At 44.5% G+C, this 19,811-nt stretch carries 18 protein-coding genes and 1 tRNA gene; 7 read left to right on the top strand and 12 right to left on the bottom strand.

What is annotated here, in order from left to right:
• Window positions 1-3 precede the first annotated feature (3 nt).
• The 5 genes from rsxG (at window position 4) to nth (ending at window position 4,099) form a co-directional block, all read left to right on the top strand.
• Window positions 4-660 (top strand): electron transport complex subunit RsxG, encoded by a 657-nt coding sequence (rsxG, locus tag BS617_RS03885; protein ID WP_075171586.1) that lies wholly within the window; start codon window positions 4-6, stop codon window positions 658-660.
• Window positions 657-1,370 carry an electron transport complex subunit E gene (locus tag BS617_RS03880; RefSeq protein ID WP_075171585.1) on the top strand — a complete coding sequence of 238 codons (714 nt, stop codon included), beginning with the start codon at window positions 657-659 and terminating at the stop codon, window positions 1,368-1,370. Before rsxG ends, BS617_RS03880 begins: the two co-directional genes overlap by 4 nt.
• A gap of 88 nt (window positions 1,371-1,458) precedes the next feature.
• Window positions 1,459-2,469, top strand: a complete 1,011-nt coding sequence (locus BS617_RS03875; RefSeq protein ID WP_246283321.1) for a response regulator — start codon at window positions 1,459-1,461, stop codon at window positions 2,467-2,469.
• Entirely contained in the window at window positions 2,466-3,431 is a 966-nt protein-coding gene (locus BS617_RS03870; RefSeq protein WP_075171583.1) for a GGDEF domain-containing protein, read from the top strand. The genes BS617_RS03875 and BS617_RS03870 overlap by 4 nt, the downstream gene beginning before the upstream one ends.
• Window positions 3,432-3,457: 26 nt before the next feature.
• Window positions 3,458-4,099: an endonuclease III gene (gene nth, locus BS617_RS03865; RefSeq protein WP_075171582.1), complete on the top strand. Its 642-nt coding sequence runs from the start codon at window positions 3,458-3,460 to the stop codon at window positions 4,097-4,099.
• 486 nt (window positions 4,100-4,585) lie between these two features.
• Here nth and yfaE read toward each other — a convergent pair whose 3' ends face one another.
• The 3 genes from yfaE to nrdA form a co-directional block, all read right to left on the bottom strand.
• Window positions 4,586-4,849, bottom strand: coding sequence for a class I ribonucleotide reductase maintenance protein YfaE (gene yfaE / locus BS617_RS03860; RefSeq protein WP_075171581.1), 264 nt, complete (start codon window positions 4,847-4,849; stop codon window positions 4,586-4,588).
• A gap of 9 nt (window positions 4,850-4,858) precedes the next feature.
• Window positions 4,859-5,989: a class Ia ribonucleoside-diphosphate reductase subunit beta gene (gene nrdB, locus BS617_RS03855; protein WP_075171580.1), complete on the bottom strand. Its 1,131-nt coding sequence runs from the start codon at window positions 5,987-5,989 to the stop codon at window positions 4,859-4,861.
• An 86-nt stretch (window positions 5,990-6,075) separates the two neighbouring features.
• Window positions 6,076-8,340 (bottom strand): class 1a ribonucleoside-diphosphate reductase subunit alpha, encoded by a 2,265-nt coding sequence (gene nrdA, locus BS617_RS03850; protein WP_075171579.1) that lies wholly within the window; start codon window positions 8,338-8,340, stop codon window positions 6,076-6,078.
• Between the two features lie 421 nt (window positions 8,341-8,761).
• Here nrdA and BS617_RS03845 point away from each other — a divergent pair.
• A tRNA-Tyr gene (locus BS617_RS03845) sits at window positions 8,762-8,845 on the top strand.
• A 90-nt stretch (window positions 8,846-8,935) separates the two neighbouring features.
• Here the strand turns inward: BS617_RS03845 and BS617_RS03840 are convergent.
• The 9 genes from BS617_RS03840 to BS617_RS03800 all read right to left on the bottom strand — a co-directional run bounded on the left by BS617_RS03840 (window position 8,936) and on the right by BS617_RS03800 (window position 19,136).
• Window positions 8,936-9,874, bottom strand: coding sequence for an AraC family transcriptional regulator (locus tag BS617_RS03840; RefSeq protein WP_075171578.1), 939 nt, complete (start codon window positions 9,872-9,874; stop codon window positions 8,936-8,938).
• On the bottom strand, window positions 9,874-11,376 hold the full coding sequence (gene xylB / locus BS617_RS03835) for a xylulokinase (protein WP_075171577.1): 1,503 nt from the start codon (window positions 11,374-11,376) through the stop codon (window positions 9,874-9,876). The genes BS617_RS03840 and xylB overlap by 1 nt, the downstream gene beginning before the upstream one ends.
• A gap of 45 nt (window positions 11,377-11,421) precedes the next feature.
• The gene (gene tal / locus BS617_RS03830; protein ID WP_075171576.1) at window positions 11,422-12,375 is read right to left on the bottom strand and encodes a transaldolase; all 954 of its coding nucleotides are present in this window, start codon (window positions 12,373-12,375) and stop codon (window positions 11,422-11,424) included.
• 77 nt (window positions 12,376-12,452) lie between these two features.
• On the bottom strand, window positions 12,453-13,142 hold the full coding sequence (locus BS617_RS03825; protein WP_249263570.1) for an HAD family hydrolase: 690 nt from the start codon (window positions 13,140-13,142) through the stop codon (window positions 12,453-12,455).
• 17 nt (window positions 13,143-13,159) lie between these two features.
• Window positions 13,160-14,635: a mannitol dehydrogenase family protein gene (locus tag BS617_RS03820; protein WP_075171575.1), complete on the bottom strand. Its 1,476-nt coding sequence runs from the start codon at window positions 14,633-14,635 to the stop codon at window positions 13,160-13,162.
• 105 nt (window positions 14,636-14,740) lie between these two features.
• A complete protein-coding gene (locus BS617_RS03815; RefSeq protein ID WP_075171574.1) occupies window positions 14,741-15,838 on the bottom strand; it encodes an ABC transporter ATP-binding protein in 1,098 nt (365 codons plus the stop codon).
• A gap of 95 nt (window positions 15,839-15,933) precedes the next feature.
• Window positions 15,934-16,767 carry a carbohydrate ABC transporter permease gene (locus BS617_RS03810; protein WP_075171573.1) on the bottom strand — a complete coding sequence of 278 codons (834 nt, stop codon included), beginning with the start codon at window positions 16,765-16,767 and terminating at the stop codon, window positions 15,934-15,936.
• A gap of 16 nt (window positions 16,768-16,783) precedes the next feature.
• A complete protein-coding gene (locus BS617_RS03805; RefSeq protein WP_249263613.1) occupies window positions 16,784-17,626 on the bottom strand; it encodes a carbohydrate ABC transporter permease in 843 nt (280 codons plus the stop codon).
• Window positions 17,627-17,819: 193 nt separating this feature from the next.
• The gene (locus BS617_RS03800; RefSeq protein ID WP_075171571.1) at window positions 17,820-19,136 is read right to left on the bottom strand and encodes an ABC transporter substrate-binding protein; all 1,317 of its coding nucleotides are present in this window, start codon (window positions 19,134-19,136) and stop codon (window positions 17,820-17,822) included.
• Window positions 19,137-19,596: 460 nt separating this feature from the next.
• On the opposite strand from BS617_RS03800, the gene BS617_RS03795 reads away from it, so the two are divergent.
• Window positions 19,597-19,797, top strand: coding sequence for a DUF2788 domain-containing protein (locus tag BS617_RS03795; RefSeq protein ID WP_075171570.1), 201 nt, complete (start codon window positions 19,597-19,599; stop codon window positions 19,795-19,797).
• Window positions 19,798-19,811 lie beyond the last annotated feature (14 nt).

Below are 19,811 nucleotides of genomic sequence, written 5' to 3'. Positions count from 1 at the left end.
GTCATGGAGCTTATAGCCTCATTACGTAAAAACACCTTGGGCATCTCTATTTTTGCCATTGTTACAGCTGGGCTGATAGCCGTAACACAAGTACTGACAAAAGATACGATTACCGAAAACCGTCGCCAAGAAGAAGCGAGTGCGCTTTATCAAATTATTCCTCAAGCGAACATTGATAATGATCTTCTGAGCAGCAAAATTCACATACCAGCACCCGAGCTAGGTTATGACAATGCGGGAGTTTACCAAGCCCTGAAAGACGGGAAAGTAACCGCTGTCATTTTACCGGTGATCGCTCCTGATGGTTACTCCGGTAACATTAGTCTCATCGTAGGCGTTAATGCAGACGCGTCCGTTGCGGGTGTTCGAGTACTTGCACATCAAGAAACACCAGGATTGGGTGATAAAATTGATTTAAAAAAATCACCTTGGATCTTAAGCTTCAACGGCAAACAATTTACTGGCGCTATTGATTCTGAATGGGCTGTCAAAAAAGACGGTGGACAGTTTGATCAATTTACCGGTGCCACTATCACTCCGCGCGCTGTTGTCAGTGCCGTAGGCCGTGCCCTACAATTTTTTGAATTAAACCGTGACGAGCTTCTGGCACCAACGACAGGCTCAACAGCCACCCAAGCCCCACGTGAGGATGCATCATGAGTATCGATTATCGAAAAATCACAACGGATGGCCTATGGACAAATAACCCCGCGCTTGTTCAGTTATTGGGGTTATGCCCATTATTAGCGGTTACCGCATCCGTCGTAAATGCGCTTAGCTTGGGGTTGGCCAGCACACTGGTGTTAACAGGTTCCAACCTAACAGTTTCTATATTCCGAAAGTTTGTTCCAGATGCAGTACGTTTACCTGTGTTTGTGATGATCATTGCGGCTTTTGTAACGGTCATCGAGCTATTAATGCAAGCCGTTACCTATGAGCTTTATCTTATTCTTGGCATTTTTATCCCACTCATTGTTACCAATTGCGTCATCATGGGTCGCGCCGATGCATTTGCTTCAAAAAATCCGGTCCAAGCTTCTGCACTTGATGGGTTCATGATGGGGCTTGGTTTTACTCTGGTACTTATCGTATTAGGCGGCTTAAGAGAAGCTCTAGGATCAGGCACTCTTTTTGCTAATATGCAGCTATTGTTTGGACCTGTGGCGCAAAACTGGGAAATTACGCTAATAGAGGATTACAAAGGCTTTTTGTTTGCTATATTACCTCCTGGGGCATTTGTTGGTTTAGGACTGTTGATCGCTGTTAAAAACATTATTGACGCACGCGCTAAGCAACAGGCTGCGAAAAGTAAGCCCGAAAAAGAACCCAGCGAAAGCCGCCGAGTTAGAGTTACAGGACAAATCAGCTAGTACACATTCAAAGCAAACCTCTGTTTTCTTTGAATGTACTTTTCCTGTAATTTCAAAGAGAGTAAAACAGCATGATTAAGGAACGCTTTTGAATACGCCTATTCCTGTCGTTATTTGTGATGACTCCTCCCTCGCCAGAAAACATATGGCGAGGTCGCTACAAGGCTGGAATGTTGATATAACCTTTGCATCAAACGGTTTAGAAGCGCTTGAGGCGATACAAAACGGCTTAGGGCACCTTGTATTTTTAGACTTGAATATGCCCATCATGGATGGTTATCAGGTCCTAGAGCGCATTCAACGAGACGATCTCCCCACGCTTGTACTCGTGGTTTCAGGCGACATACAACCCGACGCAACCAAGCGCGTAAAGTCACTAGGGGCCTTAGATTTCATCAAGAAGCCAATCAACGAGCAAATCGTTAGTGACATTCTGCATCAGTATGGCCTTTTACAAGAGCTAAGCCCTAATTCAGAACAACCCAAACGCCATAACCCCATAGATACTACGATTGATTTACAAAGCTATTATCAAGAAATCGCTAACGTTGCTATGGGGCGAGCAGGCGACCGACTAGCTAGATTACTGGGAGTCTTCATCCACCTCCCAATCCCCCGGGTCCGCTTAATCAGCATTAATGAACTTGCGATGACTTTGCAAACACATATCCAACGCGAGGCCAGTGCAACCGTCAGCCAAGGCTTTGTTGGATCGGGGATAGCCGGAGAAGCGCTGCTACTTTTCACCGAAACAAGCATCAAGGATATGGCAACATTGATGCGATACGACGATGCACTCACACCCGAGGCCGAGCGAGAAATACTCATTGATCTTGCCAACGTGCTCAGCGGCGCCTTCATAAATAGTCTAGCATTACAGTTAGACGTAAATTTTAGTCAAGGCCCCCCCTCCATCATCGGGTTGCATGGTAACTTACCAGAAATGGATACCCAGCAAAAAAACTGGGAAAAGACCTTATCTATTGAAATAGGATATCGGATTGGAGAGAAAACCATCAGTTGCGATCTATTATTGCTCTTTACTGAAGACTCTTTAACCACTATGAATAACCGAGCCAAATTTTTCGAGACCTTATGAGCACAGAAGATCAAAGCGTTACCGAGTTACATCAGCAACTCAGCTTACTCCAAAACCTTGATGTCGGCGTTCTCATTTTAGATAGGGAATATCGCATTAGGCTATGGAACGAGTTTATGGAAAACCATTCAGGTCTTTTGTATAACGATGTGAACAAAAAGAACGTTTTCGAACGCTTTCCCGAGCTCCCAGTGCAATGGTTTAAGCATAAAGTCGACTCGGTATTTTTATTAAAGAACCGATCCTTTATCACATGGGAACAGCGCCCGTACTTATTCAAATTTAAAAGTTACCGCCCTATCACCGGCCTTGCGCCCACCATGTACCAAAATGCCACTCTGTTACCCTTACCCTCTCCAACGGGTCGTATCGAGCAAATAGCTATCCTTATCTATGATGTTACTGATACAGCGTTAAGCCGCCAAGAGCTTGAGTCGGCGAACCATCAACTACGAACCCTCAGCGAAACTGACCAGCTCACAGGCTTGTACAACCGAGGCTTCTGGGAAAACCGGCTCAAAGACGAGTTCTCTCGTTACGCTCGCAGCTTGTCTAGCTCAGCATTAATCATGTTAGATATTGATTACTTTAAAAAAGTAAACGACCAATACGGCCACTTAGCCGGTGATGCCGTTCTAAAAAACCTAGCCCACATTCTACGTGAAGCCACACGGACAACCGACTACGTGGGGCGCTACGGAGGAGAAGAGTTTGCACTGCTTTTAATCGGTACAACCGCTCGCAAGGCACAAAGCGTCGTTGAACGCATCCAAGAGCTCATAGCCGCGGCACGTGTATCGGTTGATGATTATACCATTACTTATACCGTGAGCATGGGGCTCACCGAAGTACACCCCATATTCCAAACTCACGAGCAGTGGATAAAAATGGCCGATCAAGCCTTGTACCTGTCCAAAGAGAATGGGCGTAACCAAATGACCCTATTAGTTCCTGACAGCTAACCAACCGACCAAAACGCTTCTTTTTTATGAATAAAACCAAACGATTTGAAATTTTTAGTCGCTGGCAAGCAGAGAATCCTCATCCCAAGACAGAACTTGAATACACGACCCCTTTCGAGCTGCTAATTGCTGTTATTTTATCTGCCCAAGCTACAGACGTCAGTGTTAACAAGGCCACCCGCAAGTTATACCCAATAGCCAATACGCCCGAAACCATTTATGCCTTGGGGGTAGATGGATTAAAAAGCTATATAAAAACCATTGGCTTGTTTAACAGCAAAGCAGACAATGTCATCAAGGCCTGCAAAATGCTTATTGAGCTTCACAACTCAACGGTACCGGATAACCGTGAGGCGCTAGAAGCGCTCCCTGGGGTCGGTCGTAAAACGGCTAACGTTGTGCTTAATACAGCCTTTGGGCAACCAACCATGGCTGTTGATACCCATATATTCCGCGTCGCTAATCGAACCAAAATAGCCCCCGGAAAAAATGTTCTTGAAGTTGAAAAGCAGCTATTAAAGTTTATCCCTAAGCCTTTCTTGATTGATGCCCATCACTGGATGATTCTACATGGCCGCTACGTATGCACAGCACGCAAACCCAAATGCGGCAGTTGCATCATTGAAGATTTATGCGAACTTAAAGAAAAAACAGAGCCATCAGGCTAAAAAAAAGCGTTTATTACAGCTTGTACACTTTTCCCCAATATCTGTGGATAACTTTGTTTATATCTTTTTAGTAGATTGCTATAAGCCCCGTATTTACTGGCTCGTCAGCAAATTGCTCGATTTTCAACCAACACAAATAAACACTTTAAAATCAACAGCTTATATTAAGCAATAGAATTTTTAATAAAAAAAATCTTGTTTTTTCTTACCTAGGTGTTCTACAAAATTAGTATGTGGATTATCTATAAAAAAGAGATAAATTTGCTAGATTAATGCTTGAATTATTCATAGATATCGCGTTGCAGTGGATATTTTGAGCGCTGATCATTCTTCTGTAGATAACTTTTACAAAGTCAGAAGGACATAAAACCACAGTGGTGACATTAAGAGCCGCCAGATACTATATAAGGCAGCTCATTAATCTTACTAGGAAGGGTTAGCAAACTAACCAGCTTGCTATAGAGACGGCTAACGCTATTGAGAGTGTTAATCCTCTGGTAGCTCTATTTCAATATGTGTTTTTGGGACACAACAGCACGTCAAAATCTCGTCGTCATTAAGATCAACCAGACTCTCTTGAACGTACTCAACTTCGCCGTCAATCAGACGCACCTTACAGCAGCCACAATATCCGCCACGACAGCTGTAAGGAGCCGGAATCTCTTGAGCCTCTAATGAATCAAGCACCGTAGGCTCATATTGATAGTAAAACGTATGAAAATGATTAACTTTAATACGTGGAATCGACATACCTGTCACCTAGAAATCGAAGTCGTCAAAATCACCATCGTCAACTTCGTTGTCAATTTGCCCCACTAAATATGAACTGATTTCAGATTCTTGAGGAGCGACCTGAACATTATCACTGACCAACCAAGCATTCATCCAAGGCAATGGATTTTGCTTAGCAGGGAACATTTCAGAAAAGCCTAATGCCTTCATGCGGACATTAGTTATGTACTCAACATAATCGCTTAAGATTTGAGCATTCAGGCCAATAATAGATCCTTCACTAAACAAGTATTGAGCCCAATCCTTCTCTTGCTGAGCCGCCTCAGCAAATATAGCCAACGCATCCTCCCGGCACTCTTGAGCAATCGACTTGAATTCAGGATCATCATTACCCGATGCCAGTAAATTCAACATGTGCTGCGTACCCGTTAAATGCAAAGCTTCGTCACGGGCAATCAATTTAATGATTTTGGCATTACCTTCCATGATAGCTCGCTCAGCAAACGCAAAAGAGCACGCAAAACTTACATAAAAGCGGATTGCTTCCAATACATTGACAGAGACCAACGTCAGGTACAGCTTCTTCTTAAGATTGCGCATCGAAACATCATAAACGCGCCCCTTAAACGTATGCACCCCTTCGCCATGGATCGAGAACACCGTATTAAGCTCAATCAACTCATCATAAAGACGGGTTACAGAATCGGCACGCTTAACGATTTCTTCGTTCGTAACGATCTTATCGAAAACCTCAGAAGGCTCCGTAATTATATTACGGATAATATGCGTGTATGAGCGGCTGTGAATGGTTTCACTAAACGCCCATGTTTCAAACCATGTTTCTAACTCAGGAAGGGAAACAATGGGTAAAAACGCAACATTGGGTGAGCGACCTTGTACCGAATCGAGCAAAGTTTGGTATTTCAAATTACTCAAAAATATATGCTTTTCGTGCTCCGGCATATTCATAAAGTCCTTACGGTCTTTACTTAAATCAACCTCTTCCGGACGCCAGAAAAATGAAAGCTGCTTTTCGATTAACTTTTCGAAAATAGGATATTTTTGCTTATCGTAACGTGCCACGTTAACACTTCTGCCAAAAAACATAGGCTCTAGGGTGGCATCATGACTGGATGGATTAAATGTAGAATAGGACATAGTTATCTATACAGCGTAAGAAAGACTTAAAAGGGGAAGCAACCAGCAAGCATAATAATCACTTACTGGCGCTCATGAATACTAGCTTACAATTTGCAGGCGCCGCCTTCACAGCCACCGTCGTCTTGCTCGTCTTTCGCACCATCTCGGGTGTTATGGTAATACAGTGTTTTAAGGCCGTATTTGTAGGCTGTCAGCAAGTCTTTTAATAGCTGCTTCATAGGCACTTTATCACCCGGGAACACAGTTGGATCATAATTCGTGTTAGCTGAAATCGACTGGTCAACAAACTTCTGCATAATCCCTACCAACTGAAGATAGCCTTCATTAGATGGGATTGACCAGAGTAATTCATAGTCATCTTTAAGCGCCGAATATTCGGGAACTACTTGCTTCATAATCCCATCTTTACTCGCCTTAACCGATACAAAACCACGAGGCGGCTCAATACCATTGGTTGAGTTTGTAATCTGAGATGACGTTTCGCATGGCATGAGTGCAGTTAGGGTACTGTTACGTAAACCAAACTCACGAATGTCTTCACGCAATGTTTCCCAGAAGTAGTGTAATGGCTCATCACAGAACTCATCGATTTCACGCTTGTAGGTATCAATAGGCAAAATGCCTTTAGCATAGGTTGTTTCATTAAAGAGCGGGCATGGCCCCTTCTCTTTAGCCAACTCATTAGAAGCTTTAAGCAAGAAGTACTGAATCGCTTCAAAAGTACGGTGCACAAGACCATTCGCCGAACTATCCGAATAGCGCACACCATTTTTAGCAAGGTAATAGGCAAAGTTAGTCACACCCACACCCAGCGTCCGGCGATTTTCCGTCGCATTGAACGCAGCAGGAATCGGATAATCTTGGTAATCCAATAAATTATCTAAAGCACGAACAATCAGATCGGATAAGTTTTCCAGCTCATCTAAGTTTTCTAACGCTCCCAAGTTGAATGCTGAAAGCGTACAGAGGGCAATCTCACCATTTGGATCATTCACATCGTCCATGGCCTTAGTAGGCAACGCAATCTCAAGGCACAAGTTGGATTGTTTAACGGGTGCCACAAGCGGATCAAATGGGCTATGCGTATTACAGTGGTCTACGTTCTGAATGTAGATACGGCCAGTCGAAGCGCGCTCTGAGGCCAATAAACCAAATAACTCGACGGCTTTTATTGTGCGTTTACGGATATTTTCGTCTTGCTCGTATTGAACATATAAACGCTCGAACTCATCCTGATCAGCAAAGAACGCATCATACAGCCCAGGCACTTCATGCGGGCTAAACAACGTAATATTTCCACCTTTAATTAGGCGCTGATACATCAGTTTGTTGAGTTGAACCCCGTAATCTAGATGGCGAACTCGGTTTTCTTCAACTCCACGGTTATTCTTTAATACAAGTAAAGACTCAACCTCTAAATGCCACAGTGGATAGAACAAGGTTGCAGCGCCACCACGCACACCGCCTTGTGAGCACGATTTAACAGCCGTTTGGAAGTGCTTATAGAAAGGTATACAACCCGTGTGGAATGCCTCACCGTTGCGTATAGGGCTACCGATGGCACGAATGCGACCAGCGTTAATACCAATACCAGCACGTTGCGATACGTATTTAACGATCGAACTCGCCGTCGCATTGATCGAATCCAGGCTATCACCACACTCAATCAGTACACATGAGCTAAATTGACGTGTTGGAGTACGCACCCCCGCCATGATAGGCGTAGGTAACGAAAGCTTGAATAGAGAGGTCGCATCATAAAAACGCTTAACATAATCCAAACGCGTTTCTTTTGGGTAAGAAGCAAATAAGCACGCAGACACCAGCATATAAAGGATCTGCGGGCTTTCATAAATTTCGCCTGTGACACGGTTCTGAACCAGATATTTACCTTCCAGTTGCTTAACCGCTGCATAGCTAAAGTTCATATCACGTGTGTGATCAAGGTAGCTATTAAGCTCGTCAAATTCTTCGCGCGTGTAGTCTTCAATCAGATGCTTATCGTAACGACCAGCTTCGACCATCGCTGCTACATGATCAAACAAATGTGGGGGCTCGTAGCTACCGAATGCTCGCTTACGAAGATGAAAAATAGCTAAGCGAGCGGCAAGGTATTGATAGTCGGGCGCGGTTTCAGAAATCAAATCAGCCGCTGACTTGATTAGGGTTTCATGGATGTCTGATGTGGTAATGCCTTCGTAGAACTGTATGTGCGATTTGAGTTCAACTTCTGATGGTGCAACCTGGTCTAATCCTTCAGCGGCCCAAATAACAACTCGATGAATCTTTTCGAGGTCTATCGGCTCTTGTCGTCCATCACGTTTAGTAACCATCAAATTCTGCTGCATACCGAAGCCATTCCCCACAAAAGATAAATACGGATGAAAGTGAAATTTTTTCTTGATTTTTAATAAAGATCTCGGCTGGTATTAATGAAATATTAAGCCGAAGTAACACTAGTGTCTTAACTACGTCATAAACACTAGATATTGTACAACCAGAAAAAACAGGCACTAAATATAGAGAAAAATGCCTTTATTTCAACTCTTGATTTTAGTGAAAATCTATGCCGATTTACGCCTGAATCCAGCCAATATCAAGCCAACCCTAGCTCTCATGGGGATAGCGACCGCATGACAAAAAGATTAAGAAATTTTTTCAACTCGCAAGAATATAAGGGTCTTAAATTTCATGTGAAAAAAAAGAGAAAAAAGCCCATAAAAGCATTTACATAACCTCCTTTTATCTCTATTATTCGCCCCCTCTTCTGGTGGGGTTCCCGAGTGGCCAAAGGGATCAGACTGTAAATCTGACGCGCAAGCTTCGATGGTTCGAATCCATCTCCCACCACCATTTTTTCTAAGCCAAGCTCGTTACTTTTGCTTATTAGCTAAAAATGGCTACCACCAACCCCTTCTTTTTATTAACCGAGCCCCAGAGCTTTTAATCACTCTTAGGTGCTGGTATGTGCCCACCAGGTCGGTAATAGCGCATAGCGGCTTGCTTACGATAATCAGATGGTGTCATTCCCTTTAGGCTAACAAAACGACGATTAAAATTGGCGATGTTGTTGAATCCCACTTGGAAACAAATATCCGTAATCGACTCAGTTGTTCCTACTAAACGCTCGCAGGCGCGGTTGATTCTTAAGTTATTAACAAACTCAATAAACCGTATCCCGGTACTGCGTTTGAAAAACTTAGAAAAATAAGTCGGCTTCATTCCTACCTCGCTCGCTACATCTTCTAAGGTAAGCCCCGCTTGGTAATGCTGCATGATGTAATTTACCGCAACGTTTACCCGATCAATTGCTGACTCGTCCAGCAAAGGGTCAAACGATGTTGACGATAATAAGCGATAGTCTTTTTCACGCGAAAGCCGCTCCAGAATATTAAAAAAGAGCACCAGTCGACTAAAACCACTGGTCTGAGAAGCCTGACGAAACAAGGGCTCAACCTCTAGGGCTACACTTTGCTCAAACATGACTCCCACACTGGCCTTTTTTAACAAGTCATCAATCATGCTCATTTCAGGCATGATTGCCTTACATTGCTGAATAAAATCTCCAGAGAACTGCAGCAACATATCCCTCAAAGGCGCGGGTTCATCTTCATCTAACCGGCTAATCCAATTATGCGGCAAGTGAGGCCCTGTCAGAACTAAATGCATCGGACTAAAATTGCCAATGTAATCGCCTATAAACATTTTACCTGACGTTGCCACAATCAAATGCAGCTCATATTCTTTATGACAGTGCCAACGAATTAAAGGCGAGTCAGCCCCATGTTGCAGGTAGCGAACCGATCCCGAATAATGCGGGTCTGAAAGCTCAAGTTCTAACTTGAAAGAGGTATCTAAAGGCGTATCGTTACGCGGTGCCATCACTTACCTCCGGCTTCAGGATAATGCGCTGCCACTGCTAATAAGTAAGCTTGATAGGCCTGTTCATAAGCCTGTACAGCATCCAGTTGTGGCTCTGCCATCAACGCGTCATTCATTACGACTAGATCAGAGCACAACTCGCCCAAAGAGACATCTTGGCCTTGCTCATGTAGATCACACCACACAGCTTGAATAGCTCCCCCTAATGCCGCCGCCTCGCTGCTGACAGGGCAAACAACACGGGTATTCATCACGTCAGCGACTAACTGCCGCCAGACTGGGCTTTTCGCTCCACCACCAATCAAGCAGATTGTTTCACTTCGCACACCCGATTCTCTTAAACGGTCTAAACCGTAACGTAAAGTGAATGTTGTACCTTCCACTACTGCCCGACATAAGTGGCCTGGTGTCATGTTTTGCATGTTTAAACCGAGCAGACTGCCCGTAGCATCAGGTAGGGCTGGTACTCGCTCCCCGTTAAGAAAAGGCAACATGGTTAACCCCTCTGCTCCGATTGGCGTATCAGCAATTAACTGATTGAACGCCTCTAAGTCCAGACCTAACGTTTCACGCATTTTATTAGCAGCACTGGTTAAGTTCATTGTGCATATGAGAGGTAACCAACCATTGCTAGATGAACAAAAAGAAGCGACATCCGGATGCAAGCGGGAGGGAGCCGTCGACGAGTACGCATAGATGGTCCCCGAGGTGCCAAGGCTCATGGTAACCATGCCATCCTCAATATTAGCGGTGCCAATTGCCCCCATCATATTATCGCCCCCACCACTGGACACGATTACGTTATCAGATAACCCCAATGCTTGAGCAAGCTCTTTACGCACCCGCCCAATGGACTGCTGCCCTGAAAGGATAGGCGGTAGTGCATCTGCCAATTGTCCATCGGGGCTTATCAGAGATAATACGTCCGTATTCCATTGACGGGTGCGTACATCAAAGTAACCCGTACCCGATGCGTCACCGCATTCGGTAGCCATCTGTCCGGTTAGCCAGTAATTAATATAATCATGCGGTAGTAAAATATGAGCTATGTTTGCAAAATTTTCTGGCTCGTTCTTTTTTAGCCAGAGCAATTTTGAAAGGGTATAACCGGTTGCTAAGACCAACCCTAATTGCTCAATGGAACCTGATTCTCCTCCCAACATAGCGAGCAGCTCAGCATTTTCAGGAGCAGTTTGGGTATCACACCACAATTTAGCCGGGCGAATAACCTGCCCTTCACGATCAAGAACGACCAAGCCATGCTGCTGTCCCGAGACTCCAATTCCACGGATGCAGCGTGTATAAATACCCGCTTGTTCAACGGCAGCGTGATACGCTAGGGCAAAGGCGTCCGTCCACCAATGTGGTGATTGCTCTCGACAGCCATTTGATTCACTGACCAAAGCATGAGGAGCGTAGCCTTCACCACGCACCTTTTGCTGCTTAGTATCTAGAATGACGACCTTAGTACCTTGCGTACCGCAATCAACACCAACATACATTAAAGCGCCCTCTTATGATTATTCTTGAGCGTCACACCCACTTCATTATCCCAAACGGTTTAAGATTAAGGCTTCTAGTTTTCCTTGGTCTTTTTCAAAACCTCGAATACCTTCAGCTAACTTTTCTGTTGCCATCGCATCTGCATTAAGCGCGTGACGGAAAGCCGGTTCAGTTAAAGCATCCACCTCGACAGGTGATGCATCAGTAGCCACTAGAGAGGCGTTTAGCGATCCTTCTGTTGACGCTAATTCTTCTAGCAGTGCTGGGCTAATGGTTAGCCGATCACAACCGGCTAAGGCAATAATTTCACCGGCATTACGGAAGCTTGCTCCCATAACAACCGTTGGGTAGCCCTGCTGACGAAAGTAGTTAAAAATACGTGTGACAGATTCCACACCTGGCTCTTCTGAGGGTGCATAGTTAGCGTCAGGATTTTCCTTACGGAACCAATCTAAGATACGGCCTACAAATGGGGAGATAAGGTAAACCCCCGCTTCTGCGCAGGCTTGAGCTTGGGCAAAACTAAAGATTAGCGTCAAGTTGCACTGAATCCCTTCTTTTTCAAGAATTTCAGCCGCACGAATACCTTCCCACGTTGCCGCTAACTTAATCAGAATACGCGACCGACTAACCCCTGCCTGCTCATAAAGAGCAACCAACTTACGGGCTTTAGCTAAACTAGCCGTTTGGTCAAAAGATAAACGAGCATCCACTTCTGTTGAAACTCGACCAGGTACATGCTCAAGAATTGCCACACCCATAGCGACAATTAGACGGTCGCTAATTTCTTCTAAAGCTGCATCTTTAGTTAAATGTAAAGCGTTCACTTCAGTAACAATGTCATTCAGTAAGCCATCGTAGCTACCAGACTCTGCCGCTTTTAAAATTAACGAAGGGTTTGTCGTTGCGTCTTCAGGCTTAAATCGTTGAATCGCCTCTAGATCTCCAGTGTCAGCAACAACAGTACTTAGTGATTTAAGCTGTTCTAGTAAATTCATGCGCACTCCAAAACTAATTAAATTCGATAAGGTTTCCCTACCTGCCTATCTTACCTGCAAACGCGCACGGGTCACCCTTAACGACGACTAAACGGCCAAATAAAACCATCAACTTTCAGTATTTCTAGTGATTCCAGCAATGAGTTACAGCAAGCATCCGCAATCGCGAACTTTTCTGGCGTGGGGTGGTTTTTTTCAGGTACGGCAACGACGGCCATACTGGCTGCTTTACCGGCAATCACACCGTTGACAGAGTCTTCCCAGACCATGCAACGCTCAACAGGCATTGATAAACGTTGAGCGCATAACTCAAATACCGCGGGATGCGGTTTAGATGCGTTCACCTCAGTCCCTGAAGTGAACATGTGCACAGGTAAATGGTGCCGAGACACTACCGCCTCGATAAAATGCAGAGGCGAAGAAGACGCAATAGCCAATGGAATATTTTGTTCATTAAACCAATGTAAAATGGCTTCAGCCCCAGGCAGCAGAGCCGCTGTCGTAATCATTTGCCCCATACGGTCTAATAAACCGGACAGCAGATCCTCTATTACAATGCCTGCATCAGTAAAACGTTTTGCCATACCCTCACAAAAAGCGAGCGTGCTGCGACCTTGAAATGGCATTAGATCGGCCTTTACGAGATCAATACCATAGAGGTCTTTCATAATTTGAGCCTCAACCGACATCCACACCGGCTCGGAATCAATTAAAAGACCGTCCATATCAAAAATTGCAGCTAACATCGAATCAGAGGTATGGCTCATTAAACGCTCCACGTTTTTTACAGGTTGAGTACCTGTTTTAGCGTTGCATGCACACCTTGACTCTGCAAGCGTTCCAGTTGGCACGTGAACGCTTCAACAAACGCTGTACTTTTAGGGATGTCAGAACCAAAGACATCTTCCAAAGCGAGTATGTTTTCAACTAAGGCGCTCTTATCCGCAACGGCCAACTTCAATACTTCTGACTGAGGATCTACGATAGGGTAATGGTTACCTTTCTCATCAACCCCATTCAAGTAATGAGCCCACGCAGCCACTATTAATGCGGTACGATCTAATGGCGCCCCAGCTTGAATCTGTCCACGTAGAGTAGTCAGTACAAATTTGGGTAATTTTGCCGCTCCATCAGAGCAAATACGTGCTAACTGGTCACAAATGGCACGGTTAGAAAAACGTTTAATTAATGTGTCTTTGTATTCGGTGAGGTCGATACCCGGCACATCCGCCAGTAAAGGCGTGACATCAAGATCCATATACTGACGAACATAAGCACAAAGCAGTTCATCTTCCATGGTTTCATGAGCAAACTCATAACCCAATAGAGCACCCAAATAGGTCATAGCCAAATGGCTGCCATTAAGAAGCCCTATTTTCATCTCTTCGTATGGCGTTACGTCAGATGTAAATTGAACACCAACTGTTTCCCACTCAGGGCGACCATTACAGAACTTATCTTCTACAACCCATTGCAAAAAAGGCTCAGCTACAACAGGCCATGCATCTTCAATACCAGTCTCATCAAGCAACTGCTGCTTATGAGCATCACTTGTCATCGGTGTAATACGATCTACCATCGCGTTCGGGAATGTTACATTCTCAGCAATCCAGTCATGTAAATCACTGTCTCGTAACGCCGAAAAGCTTAACAACGCTTTGCGCACAACATCACCATTGTGCGGCAAGTTATCACATGACATAACGGTAAACGGCGCGACACCAGCATCACGACGACGTGCCAACGCCTCTGTCATCAAACCAAATACGGTATTAGGCGTAGCGGGATGCTGGAGGTCATGCAACACATCGGGATGCGATGCTTTAAACTGGCCAGTACTATCATCAGTAAAATAGCCACCTTCCGTTACTGTTAGCGAAACAATACGTGTGCTTGGAGACGACAGTGTTGCCAATAGTTCTTCTCGATCATCTTGCACAACTAAGAAGTTGGTAATGACACCTACTGTTTGGATGTCTGTATTCTCACCGTCACCTAACTCGTACAGCGTATATAAGTAGTCCTGAGCAGCCAAAGCATCGCGCATACTACGATCAGCTTCTCGCACACCAGCACCACAAATACGCCATGTTTGCGCCTTACCCAGATTAAGTAACATTTCTGTATAAATGGCCTGGTGAGCGCGATGAAAACCGCCCACACCAAAGTGCACGATACCCGCTGAAGTGGCAGCACGGTCATACGCAGGCTTAATAATAGAGTTAGGCAATTGAGCTAATGCCGCTTGTGTTATTTTCATTTTTTACGCACCTCGTGCTCATTTGGGGGTTTGAACACCGCAAATGGCTTCGAACATAGATCACGGGTCAAACTGGATTAGCCGTACGGCTAATCCGCTGTTTCTTTAAGCCTTTGCAAGGCGCGGCAGTGCTTTACCTTGAGCATCAAATAGGTGGCTATGCTGCAAATCAAAACTAAGACCTACCATTTTTCCGTACCGGCCTTCGAAATCTCCCGGTGCTCGTACAGTCAAAGGTTCGCCACTGTCAGTTTCTACATAACAGTACGTATCTGCTCCCAGGTGCTCGGATACCGTTAAGCGGCCTTGATAAGCGCTTTCTTCGGGCTCGGTTACCGTGATGTGCTCAGGACGAACACCCAACGTAATAACCTCACCCGCTTGCAACGTGCCACCATCAACTGGGACTAAGAACTGACTACCACCGCTCACTGTGATTTCGACACCGGCTTCATTCACTGATACCACTACACCCTCTAAGAACCCCATTTTTGGGGTACCTATGAAGCCCGCCACAAACTTATTAACGGGGTGGTGATAAAGCTCAAGAGGACTACCGACTTGTTCGATATGGCCACCGTTAAGAACAACCACTTTATCTGCCAGCGTCATCGCTTCGACTTGATCGTGCGTTACATAAATCATGGTGGCATTTAAATCTTGATGCAGACGCGCAAGTTCTAAACGCATTTGCACACGTAAAGCTGCATCTAAGTTCGATAATGGCTCGTCAAAGAGGAAGATTTTAGGGTGACGCACAATAGCTCGACCAATCGCTACACGTTGACGCTGACCGCCAGACAAGGCTTTCGGCTTACGATCTAACAAGTGATCGAGTTCTAAAATTTTGGCCGCATCGGATACTTTAGCGTCCACTTCGGCCTTATCAATACCAGCCAAATCCAATGCAAACGACATGTTTTTACGGACTGTCATGTGTGGATATAGGGCATACGTCTGGAATACCATGGCTAAATCACGCTTAGCCGGTGCTGTATCAGTGATCTCTACATCATCGAGCTCAATCTTACCGCTGGTTACCTCTTCCAACCCCGCAATGAGACGCAATAATGTCGATTTACCGCAGCCAGATGGGCCTACAAAAACAACAAACTCATGGTCGTTTATTTCTAGATCAATGCCTTTAATAATATCGACATTATCAAAGCTCTTTTTTAGATTTGTTATTTTAAGATCAGACATGAGAAACCTCGTTCCTTACTGAGGCGGTCAATCAACCACCTCATCAATATTCAGCTAAAGCCGGCGTTTAATTTCGCCGCACTTACATATAACGTTTATTTAACCGCACCAAATGACAAGCCACGTACCAACTGTTTCTGGCTCAGCCATCCAAAGATCAGGATAGGCGCACAAGCGAGCGTAGAGACCGCTGATAACTTAGCCCAAAATAGACCCTCTGGACTTGAGTACGAGGCAACTAAGGCGGTTAATGGGGCGGCTGTAGACGCTGTTAGGTTAAGAGACCAAAACGCTTCATTCCAACTCAAGATAAGGGCCAGCAGGACTGTAGACGCTAATCCACCTTTTGATATAGGAAGCAAGACTCGGACAATTTCCTGTATGGGTGTTGCACCATCTAAGCGCGCTGCTTCTAAAATATCTTTTGGAATTTCTTTGAAGTAGGTATAAATCATCCACACCATGATCGGTAAGTTAATCAGTGTGTAAATAATAATGAGGCCGGTACGCGTATCTAATAAGCCAAAGTCTTTGAACAACAAATAAATTGGCACTAGCACGCCCACTGGCGGCAACATTTTTGTTGATAGCATCCACAATAACGTCGACTTTGTTCGTTTTGTCTCAAAAAAGGCCATGGAATACGCCGCTGGAACCGCGAGCAGCATTCCAATAAAAGTAGAACCAAAAGAGACAACCACTGAGTTCCACGCATAAGTTAAATAACTACTGCGGCTATTGATCTCAATATAGTTTTCTAACGTCGGCATAAAGAACAGCTGTGGTGGAGAGGAGAAGGCCTCAATCTCCGTTTTGAAGCTCGTCAAAATCATCCAAAAAATAGGGAAGAAAATGATCAGCGCAACCAACCAACCTAATGTGCCTAATAGAACCGTACGTAATTGACGGGCTTGTTTAAGTGTTAACATGTTTAGTCTCCCCGCCTTATTGCTTATCAGTTAAGTTTTTGCCAATGATGCGAATCAAAATAAACGCGGCAATATTGGCAATAATGACAGCTACTAGGCCACCGGCAGACGCCATACCCACATCAAATTGCAACAAGGCTTGGGTGTAAATTAAGAAAGCCAAGTTTGTCGTTGCATAACCAGGGCCACCGCCTGTTGTAGTGAAGATCTCGGCAAAGACTGATAGCAGGAAGATCGTTTCAATCATCACAACAACAGCAATTGGACGCATTAAATGCGGCAAGGTGATATGCCAGAAAATAGCCAGCGGTCCGGCACCATCCAAGCGTGCTGCATCCTTTTGTTCTTGATCCAGTGACTGCATAGCAGTCATCAATAACAAGACGGCAAATGGAACCCATTGCCACGACACAATCATTATGATGGCGCCCATGGGGTACTCCGCAAACCAGTCAATAGGCTGGGCTCCAAAGAACCGCCAGACGGCAGCAAACACTCCAGAAACCGGGTGTAGCAGTAGGTTCTTCCATACCAACGCACTCACGGTAGGCATAATAAAGAAAGGTGATATCAACAGGACTCGAACAATGCCGCGTCCCCAAAAATCATTATCTACTAGCACAGCAATGAGTACGCCAAATATCACACTAATCGCTAGCACTGACAAAACCAGATACAAGGTATTGAATGCCCCTGCTGCAAAGCCTTCGTCAGTCAAAAAGTAGTAGTAGTTTTCTAACCCAACGAATGGCTCATCGCCTGGGTAAAGTAAGTTATAACGGATTAGCGAGAAGTAAATCGTCATGGCCAATGGAACAATCATCCATACCAGCAAGACCAGTACCGAAGGCGATACCATCGCTAAGCTGATCCGGCTTTTTTGACGATTTTGGCTTTTTACAGACGAAGCAGACCCTTCTGCACCTGTCGCTTTATCGACTTGCAGGTTTGAAATACTCATAGCATGTGCTCTTAAGATTCTTATTGTGTCAGTGAAGTCAGGTAAGTGATCTACCCAACCTCACTGCAAAACGCTTTGTGCTTATTGACTATTACTTGTAATAGCCAGCACGCTTCATTTGACGATCAGTGGTCGATTGAGCGCTTTTCAACGCCTCATCAACTGACATTTGCCCTGCTAATGCACCAGCAAACACTTTACCAACTTGCGTACCTATCGCCTGGAATTCAGGGATTGCAGCAAATTGAACACCAATGTACGGCTTAGGCTTGAGCGTTGAATTGACCGCGTCCGCCTTGTTCATTGATTCTAAAGTCATGGCAGCAAAACTAGCGGCTTCCATGTAATCTTTATTTTCGTAGGTTGAATGACGCGTGCCCGGCGGGATACTAGCGATGCCATATTTTTCGGCAACTAAGTCGCTATACTCTTTTGATGTAGCCCATGTCATAAATGACTTTGCAGCCTCTTTTGCATCTGAGCTTACTGGCGCAGCCAAAGCCCATGACCACAACCAACCCGCACCGCGTTCTGTAACTTGCTTAGGCGCCAACGCAAAACCTACATTATCTGCAATATTACTTTGCGCTTTATCTGTTACAAATGATCCCGCTACGGTGGCATCGATCCACATAGCGCACTTGCCAGAGTTAAATAACGCTAAGTTTTCATTAAAGCCATTAGAAGATGCACCTGGAGGGCCATAATTGCCTAGCAGATCCACATAGAAGCTCAATGTGCTTTTCCAATCAGCACCGTCAAATTCTGGTTTCCATTCTTCATTAAACCAGCGAGCACCAAACGCATTAGACATTGTTGAGATAAGGGCCATGTTCTCGCCCCAACCCGCTTTACCGCGCAGACAGATGCCGTATTGTTCTTGATCTGGTTTGTGCAGCGTTTTAGCGAAGGTCATCATTTGATCCCAGCTAGGACGCTCAGGCATTTCCAAACCGGCTTTCTCAAACAAATCTGTACGATAGTACGTCATTGAACTTTCAGCATAGAAAGGTAATGCAAACAATTTTCCATCAGCGGTTAAGCCGTCTTTTACAGACGTGAAAATATCATCTACATCGTATTCAGCAGGTAGCTCTCCAACAGGCTCCAACCAACCTTTGGCTCCCCAGATTGGCGCTTCATACATACCAATTGTCATCACATCAAACTGACCACCACCTGTGGCAATATCCGTTGTGAGGCGTTGACGCAAGACGTTTTCTTCGAGTACTACCCACTCCAGCTTGATATCTGGATATTTAGCTTCAAACGCAGGCGATAACTCTTGCATACGAATCATGTCACCGTTATTTACAGTACCAATTGTTACTGTAGTGGCAGCAAAAGAAGATGCAGAAGCCATAGCGATAGCCGAGGCCATAAGGGTAGGAACCATATAGTTTTTCATTAGTAGTCTCTCCATTACTGGCAACTAAGCCAGTGGATTTTTATATTTTTTGTAACTCCTACGAAGCGCTCATATAAACACTTCAGAAGTGAGAGCAAGCCCATTACACTCCTCAAACCAAATAGAAACAAATCCAAAATTTACCTATCAAAGATACTTTTTTGCACTATAAAGCAAAGGAAATATGAGAGGAAATACATGACTACTACAAAATAACATTAAAAAACAACAAGTTATCAAAAAACCCTGTTTTTCCCGCCTCTATAGAATGTATAGATCTAAAACTTCTATTTCGCAATTATTTCGTATCTATCCACTTCCGACCACACTAGACCTTTTCAAGACAACCTTCTACTAGGCAATGAAATACGACAGCGAATCACCTATAATCTTTTAGCATTTCGGTAGCGCTAGCTCACCGTTTTTCACAAAAGCAATTAAATAAAATACGAGAGTTTACATGCGCTTAGCTGACTGGGAAGGTTTGATGCTCAATATCGGCATTTTTGTTTTTGCCGCTTTTGTTTTTTTTATTATTTACGACTTAGCTAAACGATCCAATGCAGGAAAATTCGGAACTATTATTTTGTTTTTAGCGCTAGGCTTAGGTTTGGCTGCCTTCGTTATAAAAACCATTATTGTTGAACTGATGGGTATTTAGACGTAAAAGCTCTA

The sequence above is a fragment of the Neptunomonas phycophila genome (genome assembly GCF_001922575.1).
GTDB lineage: Bacteria > Pseudomonadota > Gammaproteobacteria > Pseudomonadales > Balneatricaceae > Neptunomonas > Neptunomonas phycophila.
The sequence above is the reverse complement of the archived record's forward strand: the minus strand, read 5'-3'. Positions and strand labels throughout refer to the sequence as shown.